A 19,233-nucleotide genomic window follows, 5' to 3' on the forward strand; every position below is an offset into this window, starting at 1 on the left:
TTATTCACAACATGTAAGCCTTTAAGCTAAAAAAAGAATCACAACAAAGTGTGATTCAGTCTGAATAGGATTTAATCGATTTTCTGAATGAAAACGACCTTTAAATAATTAAATTCTGGGTATTCACGTGATACACGGAAATCCTTTGGCAAACCGTATTCTTCTACAATTTTATAGCGAGTACGTGTTTCTTTAAATGCTTGGTCAATAAAGCCTTTAAATTTTTTCATGCCAAAGCTTGCATTGTTTGTGGAAGCAACAATAATGCCGTTTTTTGCAGTAATCGCAATGGTATCCTTCAATAATTTAGGGTAGTCCTTTGCCGTTGAGAACGTCATTTGCTTTGTTCGTGCAAAGCTAGGTGGATCTAATACGACAAGGTCAAACTGTAAGGCGTGACGCTGTGCGTATTTAAAATAATGAAAGACGTCCATTACTTTGATATCCTGTGCTTCGTAGTCAATCGAATTGACACTGAACTGCTCAATTGTTTTGGCTAAGCTACGTTTTGCAACATCCACACTCGTTGTTTTGATCGCACCACCTAGAGCGGCAGCCACAGAGAATGCCCCTGTATAAGAGAATGTATTCAGCATATTTGTATGGTTCGCATATCGCTCGCGAATAGCCAATCGCACCTCACGTTGATCGAGGAAAATCCCTGTCATCGCTCCGTCGTTTAAATGGACAGCATAGGTCATCCCATTTTCCTTCACCATAATTGGGAATTCACCTGGTGTGCCCATCACAAAATCATCCTGTTCAATATACTGCCCTTTACTGTCAAATCGTTTTTTCTCATAAATAGCTTGGTAGTTGACCGTTTCAGCAAGCGCCTCATAAACGACTTCTTTAAATGAGTAAATGCCCTCACTATACCAACTCACCATATAGTAGCCATTAAAAAAGTCAATTGTTAGACCGCCGATGCCATCTCCCTCACCATTGAAAACACGAAAGGCAGTTGTCTGTTCATCGTTGAAAAACTTTTCACGGTTATCCACCGCTTTTTTGAATTTTTTAATGAAAAAAGCCGTATCAATTGTTTCGTTCGTATCAGTCGTTAGCACCCAGCCAATCCCTTTATTTTGGATACCGTAGTAACCTGTACCAATAAAACGGTTATGATGATCCATCAGCTTTAGTAGCGTTCCTTGTTCAGCAGGTAAGTGTCGAGCATCCACTGCGTCCTTCGAAATAAGTGGGTAGCCTTTTTTTAATTGATCGGAAAAGGGCTGTTTTATTTGTAATGCAATTGTTTGTGTCATGTTGTCATCCTTTAAAAAACGTTTTGCTCTATTATCGCACTGTTTGAACGCGATAGCCAAACTTATTTCAGGAAATGAGCAATTTTTGTCACCGTTTCAATTGTTGCTTCTTCAAAATAATTCATTTTACTAAAATAGCTATGGATTAATCCTGGCATTGTGACATGCTCCGCTACTACGCCAGCAGCCGCAAGCTTATGTGCATAGCTTAGACCTTCATCAAAAAGAACATCTGCCTCTGCCGCTATGATGATTGTTTTTGGCATTTTACTTACATCTTCAAGCTGAAGGGGGGACACAAGCGGATTTGTATAATTTCTTTCATCTGTATAGTGTCGAGAGAACCATAGCATTCCTTGTTGATCTAAGCCGTAGTTTTCACCATACGCCTGATAGGAATCCGTTGTAAAATCTACATTCGTAACGGGATAGATAAGTGCTTGGGCTTGTAACGTTGGGCCACCCAATGTTGCGGCTAGGTATGCGACAACTGTTGCTAAATTGCCACCAGCACTGTCCCCAACAACCGTTATTCGAGCTGCATCTCCACCAAACACCCCAATATGGTCATGCACCCATTCTAGGCTATCGTAGGCATCATGCAGGGGAGTTGGGAAGGGGTATTCAGGTGCTAAACGATAATCTACTGAAACGACAATAGCTTGCGCTCGGTCTGCTAATAGCTGACAACCTGCATCGACAGATTCTAAATTGCCATAGACCCAGCCACCACCATGGTAATAAACAATGACGGGCAACTTTTTACCTATGACAGGTGTATAAATTCGCAGCGTAATTTGTGCACCATCTCGTACAGTAATGTGTTGATTCTCAATAGACGCTAGTTTTGGTTTATTGGGAGAATGCCATTGCGTACCTACACGCATCGCTCTTGCTTGCTGTGGTGTACCTCTGTAATAAGGTGTGCCAGTATGCTGGGCTTGAATATATTGAACAGCTTCTTTTCTTAAAGTAGTCATCTGCATCATTCCTTTATCGTGACGTCTGTTATCCTTATTATAAACTATTCATATAATTTTACTAGGATTTATGATCGAAAAAAGAAAATTCTTTTATAAATGAGGTGAAATAAACCAATTGTGTTTATAATAAAAGGGACGAAATATTTGGAGGGACAGTATGATTTCTTTAATTGTGGCACATGATGACAACTATGTCATCGGATATGACAACGGGATGCCGTGGCATTTACCAGGGGATTTGAAGTATTTTAAAAACAACACAATGGGCAAGCCCATGATTATGGGACGTAAAACATTTGAATCCATTGGACGACCGCTTCCAGGACGTCGCAACATTGTCATTACGCGAGATGAAAACTATCATGCGGAGGGCATTGAAGTAGTGACAAGCTTAGAGAAAGCATTAGCACTAGCAGGGGATGTACCAGAGATCATGATTATTGGAGGGGAGCAAATTTTCCGTTTAGTTATGGAGATTGCGGATCTCTTATATATTACGAAAATCAATCATGCCTTCCAGGGGGATACGTATTTCCCTAACTACGAACAGGATTTTGTACAAGTCTCTACAGAGGAACCTGAAAAAGCACCAGAGGGCTATACATTCCAATATCAAATTTTTGAACGAAAAAAATAGACAGATCAGCACGGTTTTATTGGACCGTGCTTTTTCTACGCTTTTGGGGGATATGAATGAGAAAAATAATGTTATCAAGTGGAGAAATAGTACATGTTGACTGCTTGAGTTGTGCAATCACAAGTGGGCAAGTGAAACCAAATGGGGGTGTTGTCATTGAAACAGATTATTTTCACGCCCATCAAGATGTAGCGTATCCAATAAAGGGATTAGTCATTCTAGCTTCAAAGCGTCATATTCGTTGTATGGATGAATTAAATGATGAGGAAAAAATCGACTATATTAATCTCTTAACGAAAATAAGGAAGGCTCAAAGGACAGTGTTGGGTATCGAATATGTTTATTACTTTTACAATGAGGATACAACACACCATTTCCATACTTGGATGGTGCCGCGCTATGAGTGGATGAATGCATTTGGACGATCTGTTGAATCCTTGAGGCCCGTCTTACGTCATGCTAGAAATATGTTGAATGATGCAGAAAATGAAAAAGAGGTAATGCAAGCCATTGCGTTTATAAGAGAAGAATTAAAATAAACAGGAAAATCGCTCGCTTTTGAAGTAAAAGGAGCGATTTTTCATTATAGATAAAAGTAAACACAAGCATACATAGAGGCACAGCCAGCTAACACAAAGAGATGCCAAATTGCGTGATTATAGGGTAGAGAACGCCAAGCATAAAACATGGCTCCAATTGTATAGAATAGCCCACCTGCTAGTAGTAAAGCAAAACCATAAAATCCTAAGTAGAGATAAACGGGCTTAATGGCGAAAATAATTAACCAGCCCATCCCAATATAAAATATTAATGAAAGTATTTCAAAACGATTAATAAAGAAACATTTAAAAAGAACACCTAGCACAGCGAGCGACCAAATAATACATAATAAAGTCAATCCAACTGTGCCACCAACGGCAATCAATAAAAACGGCGTATAGGTGCCGGCAATTAAAATATAAATGGACGAGTGATCTAAAATAGCGAAAAAGTGTTTATATTTTTCTGGCATACTGTGTAGCAATGTAGACATTAAAAACAAAATGATAACAGACGCACCAAAAATGCTAAAGGTTGTAATATGTAGGGCATTTCCTGTTTGTATCGCTGCTAACAGTAAGACAACCAGTGCTGGAATACTGACAATAAAGCCAATGCCGTGTGTGATGGCATTCCAAAGCTCTTCCTTCCACGATTTATAGTCAAATGAATCAACCATTTGAAACACTCCTTTCGTTCATACATTTACTATACCCCAATAATTTATTCATGAACATTTACATTTGTCATATATTTCATATCAAAAATGTCATAAGGCTGTCATAATCTTTGAGGGGCTTTGTTAGACAAGAGGTAGGAGAAAAGGCTATAGTATCCAAGGTAGCGTTTACAATTCAGATAGGACAGGGTTTACCTAATGACAAATGTCATGTTTACATAATGATTCATTAGTCTATATAATAATTTTAATGAAGTAAAAGGATGTGTCGAAGTGGGACGAATTCATATAGTAACGGACTCAACTTGTGATTTAACAAAAGAAGAAGTAGCACAACATGAAATACATATCGTGCCTTTAACTATTCAAATTGATGGTGAAACATATATAGATGGTGTGGATTTAGAGCCACAACCTTTTTTAGGCTTAATGAAAAATGCTAAAAATTTACCAAAAAGCTCACAACCAGCCCCAGGGAAATTTAAAGAATTGTATGATGAGCTTGGTAAAGATGGTGATCAAATTATCTCCATCCATATGACTGGTGGCATGAGTGGCACGGTGGAATCTGCACGACAAGCCGCACAAATGACAGATGCGGATGTTACGGTAATTGACTCACGTTTTATCGCTATCGGACTTGCGATCCAGCTACGTGAGGCCATCAAAATGCGAGATGCAGGCGCAACGGTTGAAGACATTGTGGCACGTCTTGAAAAGGTACGTGAAAACACTCATTTGTATGTCATTGTGGATACGCTAGAAAACTTAATTAAAGGTGGTCGAATTGGTAAAGGAACGGGCTTTATCGGTTCACTTTTAAACATCAAGGTTATTGCTAACCTTGAAGGTGGTGTTTACAATCCTGTGTCAAAGGTACGTAGCCATAAGCAGGTAGTCAATTATTTATTCAAGCAATTCCAAGCAGACACGGCTGGCAAGACTGTCAAGGCAGTGGGCATTTCCCATGCAGATGGTTTAACAACGATGGGTAATCCATTAAAAGCGTTAATCGAAGGCACTGGCTTTAATGGTGTGGAAATTGCTTTTACATCCCCAATCATCTCAACACATACAGGTCCAGGGGCAATCGGTTTTATTTATTTTGCAGAATAATAGTGAGAAGCTACTACATAAGTAATTGTAGTGGCTTTTTTCATATTTTTACCTTTTTGGTATTATTGGAGGCGAAATCCTTGTTGTGCGGTTTTGTTCCCAATATGCCACAGCCGCCATAATGGAGCAGAATCTCTCATTTAGACCACTTTACCATCATCAACGTGAGTGGAAATTTTGGTAAGAACACAAAATTATGGAGAACTAAGGGTAAGTCACTTTTCATTGCGGCATGAACTATTCTATAATAGAAGTAATAGAAAGGGATGGAAGGTGGTCAAATGGACATTTGGCGATTTATGTTGTCATGTTTGACCGTCTTAGTACTAAGTGGTTGTGCAATATCAATCGATGAACCGAATCCACAAGCAGAGCCTGACGGTGAGCAAGTAGGAACGGAGCAAGATATGACGCAGGATGAGCAACAAACAGAGGATGAGGAAAAACCCTCTAGGAATATGTTGACGCAAATTTTTGAACATTTTTTTGAGCCATCAAAAGAGGATTTATCGCAAATTGATGAAGAACAAGCAAAGCAACTACATTACTTGGCACTGGGGGATTCGTTAACAGATGGTGTCGGTGATGAGTATAGTCAAGACGGTTATGTTGGAAGATTAGCAGATTCATTGCTTTCGTGGCCCTCGATTTCGGAGGTAGATGTCGACAATCGTGGCAAACGTGGTAGACGCAGTGATCAACTACTAAAATTAGTGAAGAAAGGGCATTATGATGAAGAGCTGCAAGAAGCGCAGCTTATTTCATTAACAATGGGTGGCAATGATGTCATGAAGGTCGTCAAGCAGGATTTGTTTAATTTGAAGCGTGACGCTTTTGACAAAGAATTGCGAGCTTATCAAGAACGTTACAGCAAAATCGTAGAAGGCATTCGTGCAAAAAATCCGACAGCGCCCGTATTGCTCATTGGTTTTTATAATCCATTCTCAATCGTAACCAATGAGGCGAATGAATTTGATACGATTATCACAGAATGGAATAATGTCATTGAAGAAGTAGCGAGCAAGGATTCGAATGCTTGCTATGTATCAGTAGAAGATTTATTTGATTCAAATGAAGAGCTCGTCTATCATACAGATTTTTTCCACCCGAATGCAAAGGGATATGAAAAAATGACAGAGCGTATATTAGCAGCGATGGAGCAGTGTGGAATGGAAAAAAAGATTAACAAGGCAATAGGCTTCGAGGAGTGACAAAATGAATAAATGGAAAGTAGCGTTTTTCGCCTTAGCAGGCACAGTGCTTTTTGCAATCCTCCTCGTCGTTTTTTTAGCAACTAGACCAGTAGATGGAGTCGATGTTGCAAAGAGTTCAGCAGGTGAAAGTGAAAGCAAAGGGAATGTACTCGTGGTGCAAACTACAACAAAGGAATTAGAATCGATATCGAAAAAGTATTTAAAGGATGCCGCAAAGGGCTCGCCTTTACCACTTGATTTTACAATTGGTGATGATATTCAATTAAGAAGCACACTTACGGCATTTTATACGGAAGTTCCGATTTCCATGAATTTTGAACCGATTGTGGATGACAAGGGCAATATTATTTTAAAGCAGACTAGAATGAATGTAGGGCTACTAAACATTCCACCAGAGACGACCATGAAAATTATGCGCGATTCGGTGGAATTCCCCTCATGGATTACAGTGAATCCGAATAAAGCGGAAATTTATATTGATTTATCGCGCATTAACATCGCTTCAGGATCACGTGTCCGTGCTAAAGAATTGGATTTACCAAATGATAAAATATTATTAGAAATTATTGTTCCTGGTGAATAAGGAGTGAAATGAATGGCAAAGCAATTCGCAACATTTGCAGGTGGTTGTTTTTGGTGTATGGTCAAGCCCTTTGACGAAACACCAGGCATTGACTCTGTGCTATCTGGCTATACAGGTGGACATGTTGTCAATCCCACATATGAACAAGTATGCTCTGAAACAACAGGGCATGTTGAAGCGGTACAAATTATTTATGATGATGAGCTTTATAGCTATGAGCAATTACTTGCGATTTATTGGACATTGATTGACCCAACAGATGCAGGGGGCCAATTTTACGATCGTGGTGAATCTTATACAACGGCCATATATTATCATAACGAAGAACAAAACGAGTTAGCCGAGCGTTCTAAAGCAGATTTAGAAACGTCTGGGAAGTTTGATAAACCAATCAAGGTAAAAATCTTACCAGCTAGTACGTTTTATCCGGCTGAGGATTATCATCAACATTATTATAAGAAAAATCCAATGCACTATGAACGCTATTCGATTGGATCAGGTCGCAGAGCGTTTCAGGAGCATCACTGGGGGAACCAACATGAATAAAGAACAACGTGTAAAAGAACTAACAGATATGCAATATTATGTGACACAGGAAAATGGCACAGAGCCACCATTCCGCAATGAGTTCGATGACCATTTTGAAGAGGGCCTCTATGTAGATATTGTCTCTGGAAAACCATTATTCAGCTCTTTAGATAAATTCAACTCAGGTTGTGGCTGGCCAGCTTTCGCAAAGCCAGTTGAAAAAGAAGAAGTGACCGAGCATTTCGATACATCCCACGGCATGCGTCGTGTAGAGGTACGCAGTAAAGATGCAGATTCCCACTTAGGACATGTCTTCCCAGACGGGCCAAGCGATCTAGGAGGCTTACGCTACTGCATTAACTCAGCAGCACTACGATTTGTAGCAAAAAAAGATTTAGAAAAAGAAGGCTACGGCGAGTATTTGTCATTATTTAAATAATAAAAATCCTAGCAGGATAATTCTTGCTAGGATTTTTAGATTAAGCTTGAAGTGCCGGATAGAACTTGCAAAGTGAAGGATAGAACTCATAAAGTGGTGGATAGAATTCTCAAAGTGATGGATAGAATCAACAAAATGGTGGATAGAACTATCAAAGCGATGGATAGAACTCACAAAGCGATGGATAGAACTCATAAAGTGGTGGATAGCCCCACAAATAGAGGGTAGAATCAGTGGATTGTAGGATAGCATTCTCAAATTGAAGGATAGAATCAACAAAGTGATGGATAGAACTCATAAAGTGGTGGATAGCCCCACAAATAGAGGAGAGAATCAGTAGAATGAAGGATAGAACCCTCAAATTGAAGGATAGAATCAACAAAGTGATGGATAGAGCTCACAAAGCGAAGGATAGCCCTACAAATAGAGGGTAGAATCAGCAGAATGAAGGATAGAACCCTCAAATTGAAGGATAGAATCAGCAAAGTGGTGGATAGAACTCTCAAAGCGAAGGATAGCCCCACGAAATTGAGAATCGAATCATTTGAGTGATCGAACCTTCAAATGAGCTCCACAAAATGAAAGAGGAATCAACAATCAACAAAATGTTGGTTCCCCCTTCAAATGGTTTACACTTTAAACTCACTCACTAGATTTCGTAGACTATCTGCTTGTTGTGCAAGTTCTGTAGCGGCTGCATTGATTTCCTGCATGGATGCAGAGCCCTGTGTTGCAGCTGCGGCTGATGTCACTGTGTTGGCTGCAGATTGCTCTGCATAGGCATTGACATGAACGAAGTCACTGGCTACTGCGTTGCTATAGTCAAGGGTAGTCGATATTTTATCTACCATGGCTGCGATAATTGTTGTTGTTTCCTCAGTATGCGATAAAATATTGGCTAATGATTGGTTCGTTTCGTTTGTCACTTCCACGCCTCGGATGACGGTCGTGACACCTTCATGATTTTGGGTAATAATCGATGTGACTTCATTTTGGATTGACGTGACAATGGCTGTTACTTCTTTCGCTGCACTTTGTGATTGCTCAGCTAGTTTACGAACCTCATCCGCTACAACCGCAAAACCTCGTCCATGCTCACCAGCTCGTGCCGCTTCAATGGCTGCGTTTAAAGCTAATAGATTCGTTTGCTCAGAAATAGCAGTGATCGTGCCAATAATGGAAGTAATGTCGGCAGATTTACGACCTAACGCTTCCACCGTTGATGTCGTGGAAGCCATTGTTTCTTCTATGGATTGCATAACAAGTGAGGATTGTTCCACAGAACGGCTACCTTCATCGGCTGCTTGTTGCATGGCGACAGAGGCGCGATGTACAGCACTTGCTTGTTCGTTTAATTGATGCATAGAATGCTCTAAATCGCTCATTTTTTGCTGGGCGCTATTCATACTCGAAATCGTATTATCACTATCACTTGCAATATCAGCTGTTGCATCTGCAATATCCTGAATTGTACGAGCATTTTCATCTGCTAACGACATCAGCTCCTGACTACTGCCTGACACATGATCTGCCAGTTCACTTACACGTCGGATTAAATTAGCAATCGATTCGATTAAGGTATTTGTAGATGCTGCAATGATCGAAAATTCATCATGATTACGTACTTTTACTCGTCTCGTCAAATCGCCACCTGCTTGCGCAATATCAAGGATGGAGTCATTAATTGCCTGTGTATTACGTTTTAATGATTTAAAGAGCATATAGCCAAAAATCACGATAGCTAAAAAGCCGACGATCGACACGATAAAGAACGTAGTAATCGAAATATTTACCTGTTGATTAAGCTTGTCCAATTTTGTTTTATTCGACTTATCCATTACCGTATTGATGGTTTCAATATTATTATCAATGTGCGTTTTCATTGTTTCCCCAGTAGCACCCATCATTAACTTGCGAGCCTGCTCAAGACCAAGTTCATCTCGCATCGTCATGACCTTATCTGAATAATCAAGGTAATTTTTATAATATTGTTCGATGGCCTGCATATGACCAAGTTCTACTTGTCGATCCTGAAATTGTTCTTTTAATGCAGCCAGCTTTTTATTAATGGTATCAATTTTTAAATGATAAGAAGTAGAATAAATGCCATTACCTGTAATTAAATAAGATTGCTCTAAATTTGTTAGTCTGGCAATCTCATACGCAAGTTGATTGACCGTTAGTTGCTCTTGGACGTTTTTCTTCGTGAAGTCTTCCATTTCCCGCTGTAAATTCTGTATATTGACGTACGACAATATACCCATAATACCATTAATCACAATAAGAAGTGCAAACATAATAAGCACTTTGCCCCGAATTAAATGGTAAAAACGTTGTCGTTTTTCTTTAATAGGAGGGGGATTGTTCCTGGGTTGCTCTTGTTTTGAAGCTTTCTTTCTCTTAAAAAAGCTAAAAGTAAAGAGAGACAGGCGTTTTTTCGCTGTATTACGAGTTTTTTTAGTATTTTTCATCGCCATCACCTTCCTATTTTTTTGAATAATCGATTTCAATTTTATCTTATTTTACTAGATATTTCTATTATTATTTCTAAAAATTTAAATTTTTCAGAAAAAAATAACTGTGACAAAAGTCAGGATTGTCCAAGGAAATAGTTCTAAAAACACAAGTAGGTAAAATATCTTAGTAGTGGAAATTATGACGAATACTAATTTTTTTGATACACTAGCGAAAAGTAATTGTTATAAAAAGGGGAAATTGTTTGATGAAAAAAAGTTTTTATTTATATGTCCTTACATTTCGTGGTGGCGATTGGTCTGACGCTAAGGTACGCTTTGCAGAAGAAGTGTTTCATGAGCATAATTTTCCAAAACAAAGCTCAGACTTTAATGAGCTGTCTGACTATATTGAATCCTACGCTACGGAAAACTTAACAATCGGGGTCTTTGATACTTTGTGGGCGCTTTATGAGGATCAAGCTTAATTGTTTAACAATCATCATTCGAGCTGACGGGTCGCGTCCTTTGGCAAGGCTAACTGACCTCCGTCGTGTTGATTTGTGACAACCGCTGAATCAAGATAAAAATTTTTAGGTTGCTAGACGTCTAGCATTGCGAAAATGACAGAAACACAGTATTATTTATAGTGATAACTGACAGAAAAGAGGGATTGCAGTATGAGTGTTCATATTAATGCAAAAAAAGGTGAAATTGCTGACACAATTTTACTTCCAGGAGATCCACTACGTGCAAAATACATTGCCGAAACATTTTTAGAAGATGTAACTTGTTATAACGAAGTACGTAACATGTTTGGTTATACAGGTACGTATAAAGGCAAACGTATTTCTGTACAAGGAACTGGTATGGGTGTGCCATCTATTTCCATCTATGCAACAGAATTAATGCAAGAATATGATGTTCAAAAATTAATTCGTGTTGGAACTTGTGGTGCAATTCAAAAAGACGTAAAAGTGCGTGACGTAATCTTAGCGCAAGCAGCAACTTCTGACACACGTATGAACCAAATCATTTGGGGCGGTGCTATCGACTTCGCACCAATCGCTGACTTTGACCTATTATTAAAAGCTTACAACGCAGGAAAAGATGCGGGTCTTAACTTACAAGTAGGGAATATCTTCACAGCAGATCTATTCTATTCAGACGAGCACCAAAACGAAAAATTAGCAAAATACGGTGTTCTAGCTGTAGAAATGGAAGCAGCTGCTCTTTACACATTAGCTGCAAAATTCGGCCGTAAAGCACTTGCTGTTCTAACAGTAAGTGACCACATTTTAACTGGCGAAGTAACAACTTCAGAAGAACGTCAAACGACATTCAATGACATGATCGTGGTAGCATTAGACGCAGCGATTCAAGACTAAGTATGTTAAGGGGTTGGCGTTTGAAATAAATTTCAAAGGGACTAACCTTTAATGTCTTGCCTGTTAGGTGACTGAATAAATCAGAGCCTAACGGGCTTTTTTATTTACTTCAAATTAATGAAAAGGACACTTACTTGTGCTTCCCTTAATGTGATGCGTGTTGTTTCGATAAGGTTCATCATATGAATAGGCATACATATCAATATCTAAAAAAGCGTTTATTTCAGATAAAAATTTACTAAACGCTGGATAAATAACTAATCCTGGTGTATGACCATCATATATTTGGATAACTAATTCCATTTGGACATCTAAAGTTAATTCTTCTTTTAATTGGTTAATGATATCTATCTTGGATTGAAAGACCTCAAGTAAGGGGTGTAATACTTCTTGTGTTTCGAGGGTTTCTAGTGCTGCTGACTCATATTTCCAACCAGTATAAGAATGTTCTAAAAGGTTCCTTGGATTGTTTGGCTGAACGCTGTCACCAATTTTCCAAGTTGCTGTCGGTAGGATACCTAACCGTTGTGTTACAACTTCCAATGAAAAATCATCATTACCACTAATCAGCAGATATGCATATTGTGTCGTCTTCATCATTTTGTCCCCATCTCTTTTCTTATCTAACATTAAAAGTGATTAAATAAAGAGATTATAACAGAGTACAGTGTAGGATGGTAAAGAAATGGTAAATGAACAACCGATGAGATTATGTATTAGCACAAACCGCTGACTAATATAAGCAGTAACTTACATAAAACCTATAGATACTTGAAATAGGACAAGTATCAAGTATCCATAGGAAATTAAAAACCAATAGGGGAGCATGCTCTTAAAAGAGTTTAAGAAGGGAATACCTTAGAATTTTAATTGCAGATTGTTCCGGTTTTTATACCTGTTGGGCCGTTAAATCCTGGGATTGTAGCTACTACCATATTGGTTGCTATATTGATGACAGACACCGTATTGTCAGCTTGATTTGTGACATATGCAAGTGTTCCATCAGGCAAGATGGTTACTTGGTCAGGAGATAATCCTACAGGGATTGTAGCAGTCACCGTATTAGTCGCTGTATTTATAACAGATACTGTATTACTGCCTTTATTTACAATATAAACAAGTGCGCCATTAGGTGTAATTGCCGTTCCAACAGGTCCTGTTCCCACAGTGATTGTATTAACTACCATATTCGTAGCTGCATTAATGACAGATACATTGTCACTATCTTGATTTGTAACGTAAGCAAATTGTCCGCTTGGTGTGAAAACGATTGATCTTGGACGAGTTCCTACAGTGATGGTAGCAACGACTAAATTAGTTGCTGTATTTATGACAGATACTGCACCTGAATTTTCGTTTGCAACATAAGCAAATGCGCCATTAGGCGTAAAAGCTATCCCCTGAGGTTGCATTCCTACTGAAATAGTAGCAGTTACCATATTTGTAGCCGTATTGATGACGGATACAGTGTTAGATCCATGATTGGATACATACGCTAGTGTTCCATTGGGTGAAATGGCTACACCGAGAGGTCTATCTCCTACCATAATGGTAGCGATCGGAGTGTTTGTTGCAGTACTAAATACCGTTACATTGTCGGAGAAGAGAGCTGGAACATAGCCAAACGCTCCGTTTGGAGTAATCGCTACTTCAAGAGGAGCAAGTCCTACTGGAATGGTAGCGACAATAGTATTTGTGGCGGTATCAACCACGGATACTCTATTATCAGGAGTAGCTTCCTGACCAGCGTCTGTAACGTACACTAAATAATGACAAGCTGGCGTTGGTGGTACAGGTATAAATGGTAGCTTACAACGACAAGGACAACAAAAACCACAGCAATGACAGTGACAACTTGGATTTGATTTAAACTTAATCTTCTTAAAATAATAATGTTTTTTCCGCACACTGGACATCCTTTCCGTCATATATTAATACTTTATGCGTAAAGAATTATGCTTTTTGTACGATTACCTAAACCAACTAGTACTGAAAAGAATCGAGTGGTTATCTATACTGATTTCCTAACATTGTTATCGGGTAAGTGGTGATTCTTCCAAGAGTTCTTATGAAATGATAAATGTAAAAGAGGGAGTATCTTGTCCGAAATTAGCTAAATGTGGATATTAATTTCCATATTAACAGCAGTTTTTTATGTAAAATCTCCGTAGAATGACGCAGGGAATGAAATAGTACGTTACATAATGTAATAGAGTGAGATTATGCACAATGAATGTCACGTTCATTCAATATTTTTGTATATATTGAGTAATTTAGGTTTCCTAGTATAATTGTATTAATATAAAACGATGTTCATTATTAAATGAAATGTATTTTAGGAGAAATGTATGAAGGATCGTAAACAAGTAGTAATAGAATCGACTATACAATTATTTACTGAAAAAGGTTTTCAAAATACATCAGTTCAAGATATTTTAGATAATGCAAATATTTCAAAAGGGACATTTTATAAGTATTTTTCATCTAAAAATGAATGTCTTACTGCGGTATTAGAACAAAATCGTCAAGAAAGAAATGTTTTAAAAGAGGAAATCTTAATTGGCAAGAAAATGAATGATATAGAGGTTTTAGTTGAACAATTAACTGCTTCACTAACAGTAAAGGAAAAATATAACTTAATGCCTTTATTTCGAGAAATAGCTTTTTTAAATGATGAAGAGTTACAAAAAATTCTTGCTTATCATCGTTTTCATGAAATTGCATGGCTAAAAAATAGATTTTTTGATATTTTTGGGGAGGTTGGAAAACCCTATTATTATGAATGTGCTGTTATATTTTTTGGTTTATTTCAATATTTAACTTTTTATTGGAATTTCGCAACAAATAAGATGGTAGATATAAAAAAATCAGTCTGGAGATCTTTAATGTTTGTAGAGAATCTTCTTCCTGAAATGATTAAGTGTGGAGAAGTATTTTTGGAACCCAGATATATGAACTTGTTAGAAATTGAATTAGAGTACAAGATAGTAACAAAAGAAATGATACAAGAGAAATTGGGGATTTTTTGTGAAAAAATAGTGGTTGTTGAACCTCAACAAAAATCGGTAGAATTAGCCACATTTCTTTTGGAAGAAGTTACTATGGAAAACCCGCGAATTAGCGTTTTAGAAATCATCATAGAACCATTTCGTCATTCTTTTTTAGAAACTAGATATAAATATGAAGCAGATGAAATAGCCAATCTTTTCTGGCTCTATATTAAAATGCAAAACAAAGCATAGTTCGAGGTATGTTTTAAGTATTTATCAATTGTCTATATAATTATAGTGAAAATATTTTCTATCTTTCGACCAGCAATTTAACTAACGTTTGTCTTTTTTTAACTGAGGTTTTGTAGTTCATTAATCAGGAAATGGAGATATAACAATGAATTTAACATATGAAGTGATACCTGATGACAAAGTTGAAATTTGTAAAGATTTATGTAATGAACTGATGATTTTTCAGAAATCAAAAGCAACTGTCAAACCAGAACTGTTTGACACCATGAATTTTGAAACACGGATGATTCCTTCTATGGAAAGTGCGATTTACAATTATATTGTAGTTGCTAAAGACGATAATAAGGTAGTTGGTTATGCATATTCAAATATTTCTCCTAAAGAAGCATATTCAAATCATTTTGCTACTTTTTTTAACTTATCTTCGGTTAGCAAAGATAATGTAGGCTGCTTATCTCAATTTTTTATCAAAGAAGCGTACAGACAATATGGGGTAGGCTCTACGCTTTTTAATATGTCGATGCAGTGGCTGAAACAATTTGATGATGTGGAAGACCATTTTATCTATGTGTCCAATGGCAATGAAAATGCCTTGGAATTCTATAAACGTAAAGGATTTTATGTTAGTCATGATATATTAGATGGTTTTATAACAGTTTTACGGAATAAGAAGGAGTCTGAAGACGTTTTGTAGGCAAAGTTTGTTAAAAATTATAAAGACCATACCATGAAGGGTGGTCTTTATTTGATGTGGAAAAATACATAGTCTATCTGATTATTGTTTTATATGGTAGGGCATAGGAAGTATTCACTTTTTTGAAAACGCCTAGTAGAAGAGTGACAAGTCCGACTAGAAATAGAAACGGGGACATGACCATCAATAGTGCGACTGCCGCAAATCCATCGCCTTTATGTATCCCATATAGAATAGAAACAACCCATGACAATAAAGGCGAGATGATGAACAAAATCGTTATTCCCCAAATGATGTATTTCATTTTATTCGATTTGCCATGACTTAAAAAAAAGTTGCTGCTAGGGACAATACAAATAAAACTAATCCAATAGCCAATGGAACCCTCCATTCTTTAAAAAGGTGAGTTCAAAAATGAATAAGCTGTTTGGTCAAAGGCATATGTCCAAGTATGACGAGAGCTGAGCCGTTTTAATAGCCTTTTGATTTTGTTTTTTATGGTAGATTACAGTTTAATTGTTTTTAAATACTATTCAACTTGAGGCTGACTTGCTGTCTTGAGCAACATCGTAGATATTTTCAAACACGACGGATATAGCAAGAAATTGTTTTGCTAAATTTTAAAATAGAGGAGGATCGAGTAAATGCTAACATATGAGCTTCTAGATACAAGGCTACTAGCCGACGAAGGAACGATTAGCCCTGTTAAGCTGACAGGTCCGTTTCCTGTTATTGTCATCCCTACCCAACCGATCACCATCCGAGCAGAAAAACGTACTTGTCGAATAGGAAAAGGACAATTTGTCTTGCTTTTGCACCCGGAGTACAACATCTATATGGTTCCAAGTAATAGCGAAGGATTTGCTCCTGTTTACAGCGTTTCATTTAATAGCTATCAGTTGGCTAAACGGGAAAATGACACGCTACTATACGTAGCTGATACAACGCATTTGCCTGCGCATGGGCAGATCATGGAATTTCCTCGGTATGCGGAAGGGCTGCTGAAAAATTTGATGGAGCAGTTTCATCAGACGCAGAAACTAAATGCTGCTCCTAAGCTCCATCTGCGTCTGCACGAGTTACTCGATACTATTTTTGAACGAAAGAGTATCGATATCAGTTTTATGACGAACGATCAAGCTATACAGCAGGCTGTTACATATATTAAACAACATTTTGAAGCACCGCTAACGCGATCATTTATGGCCAACATGACTGGTTTTAACGAAAGCTATTTCTCCTCATTGTTTAAGAAGGAAACAGGGTGGAGCTTTGCTGAGTATGTCAATCAAATTCGGATTGACCAAGCAAAACTTATGCTCCTCGCAACAAATGACAAATTGCATGATATTGCATTGAAAACAGGATTTGCGGACGGCTCATATTTAGGGAAAACGTTCACCAAGTATGTTCACCTTTCACCTAGCAATTTTCGCAAGAGGAGGCATACTAATCGTATTGTCAGTATACAATTTCTTGGGGCATTACTGGCATTGGGAATTCAGCCCCTTGCTACTACACGAGAGTTGCTGCAATCATCCCAACTGTTGCACAACCGATTGCCGCATATTGTGGAGATCGAGTCTTTTGATCAAGTCGAAGTGATAAGACACCTAGATCCAGAGTTAATTGTGGCACCAACTTATTTATATAATTACCCTGAGATACTGAAAGCACTCGAACAAATTGCCCCTGTTCTGACGATTCCTTGGGGGCATTTAGACAAGCTTGAAGAAGTACGACTGCTTGGTACACTGCTTGGGCGAACAAAAGAGGCTGAGCATTGGATTGCGAAGTTACAGCAATCAGCCATGGAAGCAAGAAAAGTCATCACGCCCATTCTAGAGTCGGGCGCTACAGCAGGTATCTTTGAATTAGGTCATGATAATTTATGGCTGATTCCTTATTTATCCGTTCGCTCCGCATATACTTTAAATCAGCTTTTGGGACTTCGGGCACCTCAACGCATTCAACAGGAGGTACTCCAGACTGGAAAACATCTTAAAGTCAAAGAGCAGGACTTACTACTGTACTCGGCAAATCACATGTTTTTGATTGTGCCAACTGATGATACGGAATCTTTCCGTGCAAAGTTGATGCAGCGGTCCGTTTGGCAACGATTAGTGTATGAACAAGGCTGCCAACTGCACTTACTTAAGCTACATGAGTTTTGGTTTGATGATGGCCTCTCCTTGGAGCTTCAACTATCTGTAATGGTAAATTTGTTAATTGACCAAAGCTGAATCCAACAATTTTCCCTATGCAACATCCAATTTATAGGCGTTGTCCTTGTACAAGACTGTCTTTATAATGAACTTATCGTCGCGAATGATAATCATTATCAAATAAGGAGGTACAATCTTGTACTTACATAAGATTTTAAAACCAATAGTATTTCTTGCTTTAATCGCCATACTTACGGCTTGTGGCAATGCTAATGACAGCACTAAATCCAATTCAAATCAGGATGCTTCCACAACAGCTGAAACATCAGAATCAGCTACAAAAATAATCAAAACGCAACGTGGTGATCTTGAAATGCCAAGTCATCCAAAGCGTATTGTGACGGATGGCTATTTACCAGAGCTGCTAGTGCTAGGTGTCAAGCCAATCGGTTCCACACAATGGGATTTAGAGAACAAGGTAATTAAAGATCAGATTGATGGAATTGAATCAACTGGAGAGAGATCATTGGAGACAATTGTTCAGCTAAAACCAGATTTAATCATTACTTGGGTGAGTGATGAAAAGATTCTTCAGCAGTATGAGAAAATTGCACCAACGCTCGCGATCCCTTATAGCTCGACAGGTGATATTTATGAAACAATGCGTCTTTTGGGCGATGCTTTGGACAAAAAGGATGAAGCGGAGCAATGGATTGCTAAATTGGATAGGACAGCCGAAGAAGCCCGAGCACAGCTTGCGGATATTATTAACCCCGACGACACATTTGCACTTATGGGCGTTTTTGTAGTAGATAAAGGATTTTATATTTACGGTGACGGAGGCTATAGGGGCGGTGAAGCCATTTATAAACATCTTCAACTAAAGCCACCAGCGAAACAGGAGAAAGAAATGATTGGCAAAGAGGCCTATCGACAAATTTCGTATGAGGTTATCCCTGAGTATGCTGGCGACTATATTTTCATCGATCAGGGTGATTTGATTTCAGAAGTATGGGGTGAGAGCGAAGGACTTTGGAAGTCACTGGATGCAGTGAAGAATGACCGAGTGTACAAGCTTGACCCAGAATTATTCTGGGGCAATGACCCAATATCATTAGAGCTGCAAATTAAAGAAGTAGTTAAAATGCTGAGCAATAAACAATGATCTTTTGAAGACCACTCCGTAAAGGGTGGTCTTCATTGTTGTTTGAAAACGTTTAACACGTTTAGATACAATAAAACGGGAAAATATATCCTAAAAATTGGATTTGAGGTATGATTAAGTTAAAGAAATAAGTGGTAGT

21 protein-coding genes are annotated in these 19,233 nt (G+C 38.1%); 14 read left to right on the top strand and 7 right to left on the bottom strand.

What is annotated here, in order from left to right; all coding sequences use genetic code 11:
- Nucleotides 1-71: 71 nt before the first annotated feature.
- Both GJU32_RS05975 and GJU32_RS05980 read right to left on the bottom strand, forming a co-directional pair.
- Entirely contained in the window at nucleotides 72-1,268 is a 1,197-nt protein-coding gene (locus GJU32_RS05975) for a class I SAM-dependent rRNA methyltransferase (RefSeq protein WP_155591025.1), read from the bottom strand.
- 62 nt (nucleotides 1,269-1,330) lie between these two features.
- Nucleotides 1,331-2,248, bottom strand: a complete 918-nt coding sequence (locus GJU32_RS05980; RefSeq protein ID WP_155591026.1) for an alpha/beta hydrolase — start codon at nucleotides 2,246-2,248, stop codon at nucleotides 1,331-1,333.
- Nucleotides 2,249-2,408: 160 nt separating this feature from the next.
- Between GJU32_RS05980 and GJU32_RS05985 the strand changes: the two genes are divergently transcribed.
- Nucleotides 2,409-2,888: a dihydrofolate reductase gene (locus tag GJU32_RS05985; RefSeq protein WP_155591027.1), complete on the top strand. Its 480-nt coding sequence runs from the start codon at nucleotides 2,409-2,411 to the stop codon at nucleotides 2,886-2,888.
- Between the two features lie 56 nt (nucleotides 2,889-2,944).
- The gene (locus tag GJU32_RS05990) at nucleotides 2,945-3,427 is read left to right on the top strand and encodes an HIT family protein (protein ID WP_155591028.1); all 483 of its coding nucleotides are present in this window, start codon (nucleotides 2,945-2,947) and stop codon (nucleotides 3,425-3,427) included.
- 44 nt (nucleotides 3,428-3,471) lie between these two features.
- Here the strand turns inward: GJU32_RS05990 and trhA are convergent, their stop codons facing one another.
- Nucleotides 3,472-4,107 (bottom strand): PAQR family membrane homeostasis protein TrhA, encoded by a 636-nt coding sequence (gene trhA / locus GJU32_RS05995; protein WP_155591029.1) that lies wholly within the window; start codon nucleotides 4,105-4,107, stop codon nucleotides 3,472-3,474.
- 273 nt (nucleotides 4,108-4,380) lie between these two features.
- Here trhA and GJU32_RS06000 point away from each other — a divergent pair, with 273 nt between their 5' ends.
- The 6 genes from GJU32_RS06000 (at nucleotide 4,381) to GJU32_RS06025 (ending at nucleotide 8,215) form a co-directional block, all read left to right on the top strand.
- A complete protein-coding gene (locus tag GJU32_RS06000; RefSeq protein ID WP_155591030.1) occupies nucleotides 4,381-5,223 on the top strand; it encodes a DegV family protein in 843 nt (280 codons plus the stop codon).
- Between the two features lie 299 nt (nucleotides 5,224-5,522).
- A complete protein-coding gene (locus GJU32_RS06005; protein WP_230874955.1) occupies nucleotides 5,523-6,434 on the top strand; it encodes a GDSL-type esterase/lipase family protein in 912 nt (303 codons plus the stop codon).
- A 4-nt stretch (nucleotides 6,435-6,438) separates the two neighbouring features.
- Nucleotides 6,439-7,020: a YpmS family protein gene (locus GJU32_RS06010; protein ID WP_155591032.1), complete on the top strand. Its 582-nt coding sequence runs from the start codon at nucleotides 6,439-6,441 to the stop codon at nucleotides 7,018-7,020.
- 12 nt (nucleotides 7,021-7,032) lie between these two features.
- Complete coding sequence (gene msrA / locus GJU32_RS06015) at nucleotides 7,033-7,566, top strand: peptide-methionine (S)-S-oxide reductase MsrA (protein ID WP_155591033.1); 534 nt, start codon at nucleotides 7,033-7,035, stop codon at nucleotides 7,564-7,566.
- A complete protein-coding gene (gene msrB / locus GJU32_RS06020; RefSeq protein WP_155591034.1) occupies nucleotides 7,559-7,987 on the top strand; it encodes a peptide-methionine (R)-S-oxide reductase MsrB in 429 nt (142 codons plus the stop codon). Before msrA ends, msrB begins: the two co-directional genes overlap by 8 nt.
- 51 nt (nucleotides 7,988-8,038) lie before the next feature.
- Nucleotides 8,039-8,215 (top strand): hypothetical protein, encoded by a 177-nt coding sequence (locus GJU32_RS06025; RefSeq protein WP_196426610.1) that lies wholly within the window; start codon nucleotides 8,039-8,041, stop codon nucleotides 8,213-8,215.
- 401 nt (nucleotides 8,216-8,616) lie between these two features.
- Here the strand turns inward: GJU32_RS06025 and GJU32_RS06030 are convergent, their stop codons facing one another.
- Entirely contained in the window at nucleotides 8,617-10,458 is a 1,842-nt protein-coding gene (locus GJU32_RS06030; RefSeq protein ID WP_155591036.1) for a methyl-accepting chemotaxis protein, read from the bottom strand.
- A 251-nt stretch (nucleotides 10,459-10,709) separates the two neighbouring features.
- On the opposite strand from GJU32_RS06030, the gene GJU32_RS06035 reads away from it, so the two are divergent.
- On the top strand, nucleotides 10,710-10,928 hold the full coding sequence (locus GJU32_RS06035; protein WP_155591037.1) for a YozE family protein: 219 nt from the start codon (nucleotides 10,710-10,712) through the stop codon (nucleotides 10,926-10,928).
- A gap of 192 nt (nucleotides 10,929-11,120) precedes the next feature.
- Complete coding sequence (deoD, locus tag GJU32_RS06040; protein WP_155591038.1) at nucleotides 11,121-11,828, top strand: purine-nucleoside phosphorylase; 708 nt, start codon at nucleotides 11,121-11,123, stop codon at nucleotides 11,826-11,828.
- A gap of 114 nt (nucleotides 11,829-11,942) precedes the next feature.
- Here deoD and GJU32_RS06045 read toward each other — a convergent pair whose 3' ends face one another.
- Together GJU32_RS06045 and GJU32_RS06050 are read right to left on the bottom strand one after the other, a co-directional pair.
- Nucleotides 11,943-12,425 carry a DUF4279 domain-containing protein gene (locus tag GJU32_RS06045; protein ID WP_230874956.1) on the bottom strand — a complete coding sequence of 161 codons (483 nt, stop codon included), beginning with the start codon at nucleotides 12,423-12,425 and terminating at the stop codon, nucleotides 11,943-11,945.
- 269 nt (nucleotides 12,426-12,694) lie between these two features.
- A complete protein-coding gene (locus GJU32_RS06050; RefSeq protein ID WP_420798368.1) occupies nucleotides 12,695-13,735 on the bottom strand; it encodes a beta-propeller fold lactonase family protein in 1,041 nt (346 codons plus the stop codon).
- A 441-nt stretch (nucleotides 13,736-14,176) separates the two neighbouring features.
- Here GJU32_RS06050 and GJU32_RS06055 point away from each other — a divergent pair, with 441 nt between their 5' ends.
- Both GJU32_RS06055 and GJU32_RS06060 read left to right on the top strand, forming a co-directional pair.
- Nucleotides 14,177-15,070, top strand: a complete 894-nt coding sequence (locus GJU32_RS06055) for a TetR/AcrR family transcriptional regulator (protein ID WP_155591040.1) — start codon at nucleotides 14,177-14,179, stop codon at nucleotides 15,068-15,070.
- Nucleotides 15,071-15,215: 145 nt separating this feature from the next.
- Nucleotides 15,216-15,764: a GNAT family N-acetyltransferase gene (locus GJU32_RS06060; RefSeq protein WP_155591041.1), complete on the top strand. Its 549-nt coding sequence runs from the start codon at nucleotides 15,216-15,218 to the stop codon at nucleotides 15,762-15,764.
- Nucleotides 15,765-15,837: 73 nt separating this feature from the next.
- Here GJU32_RS06060 and GJU32_RS23105 read toward each other — a convergent pair whose 3' ends face one another.
- On the bottom strand, nucleotides 15,838-16,068 hold the full coding sequence (locus tag GJU32_RS23105; protein ID WP_230874957.1) for a hypothetical protein: 231 nt from the start codon (nucleotides 16,066-16,068) through the stop codon (nucleotides 15,838-15,840).
- A 340-nt stretch (nucleotides 16,069-16,408) separates the two neighbouring features.
- Here GJU32_RS23105 and GJU32_RS06065 point away from each other — a divergent pair, with 340 nt between their 5' ends.
- Nucleotides 16,409-18,007, top strand: a complete 1,599-nt coding sequence (locus tag GJU32_RS06065) for a helix-turn-helix domain-containing protein (protein ID WP_155591042.1) — start codon at nucleotides 16,409-16,411, stop codon at nucleotides 18,005-18,007.
- 118 nt (nucleotides 18,008-18,125) lie between these two features.
- Entirely contained in the window at nucleotides 18,126-19,094 is a 969-nt protein-coding gene (locus GJU32_RS06070) for an ABC transporter substrate-binding protein (RefSeq protein ID WP_155591043.1), read from the top strand.
- Nucleotides 19,095-19,233 lie beyond the last annotated feature (139 nt).

The sequence above is a fragment of the Lysinibacillus cavernae genome (assembly GCF_009724685.1).
In the GTDB taxonomy this organism is placed as follows: Bacteria; Bacillota; Bacilli; order Bacillales_A; family Planococcaceae; genus Lysinibacillus; species Lysinibacillus cavernae.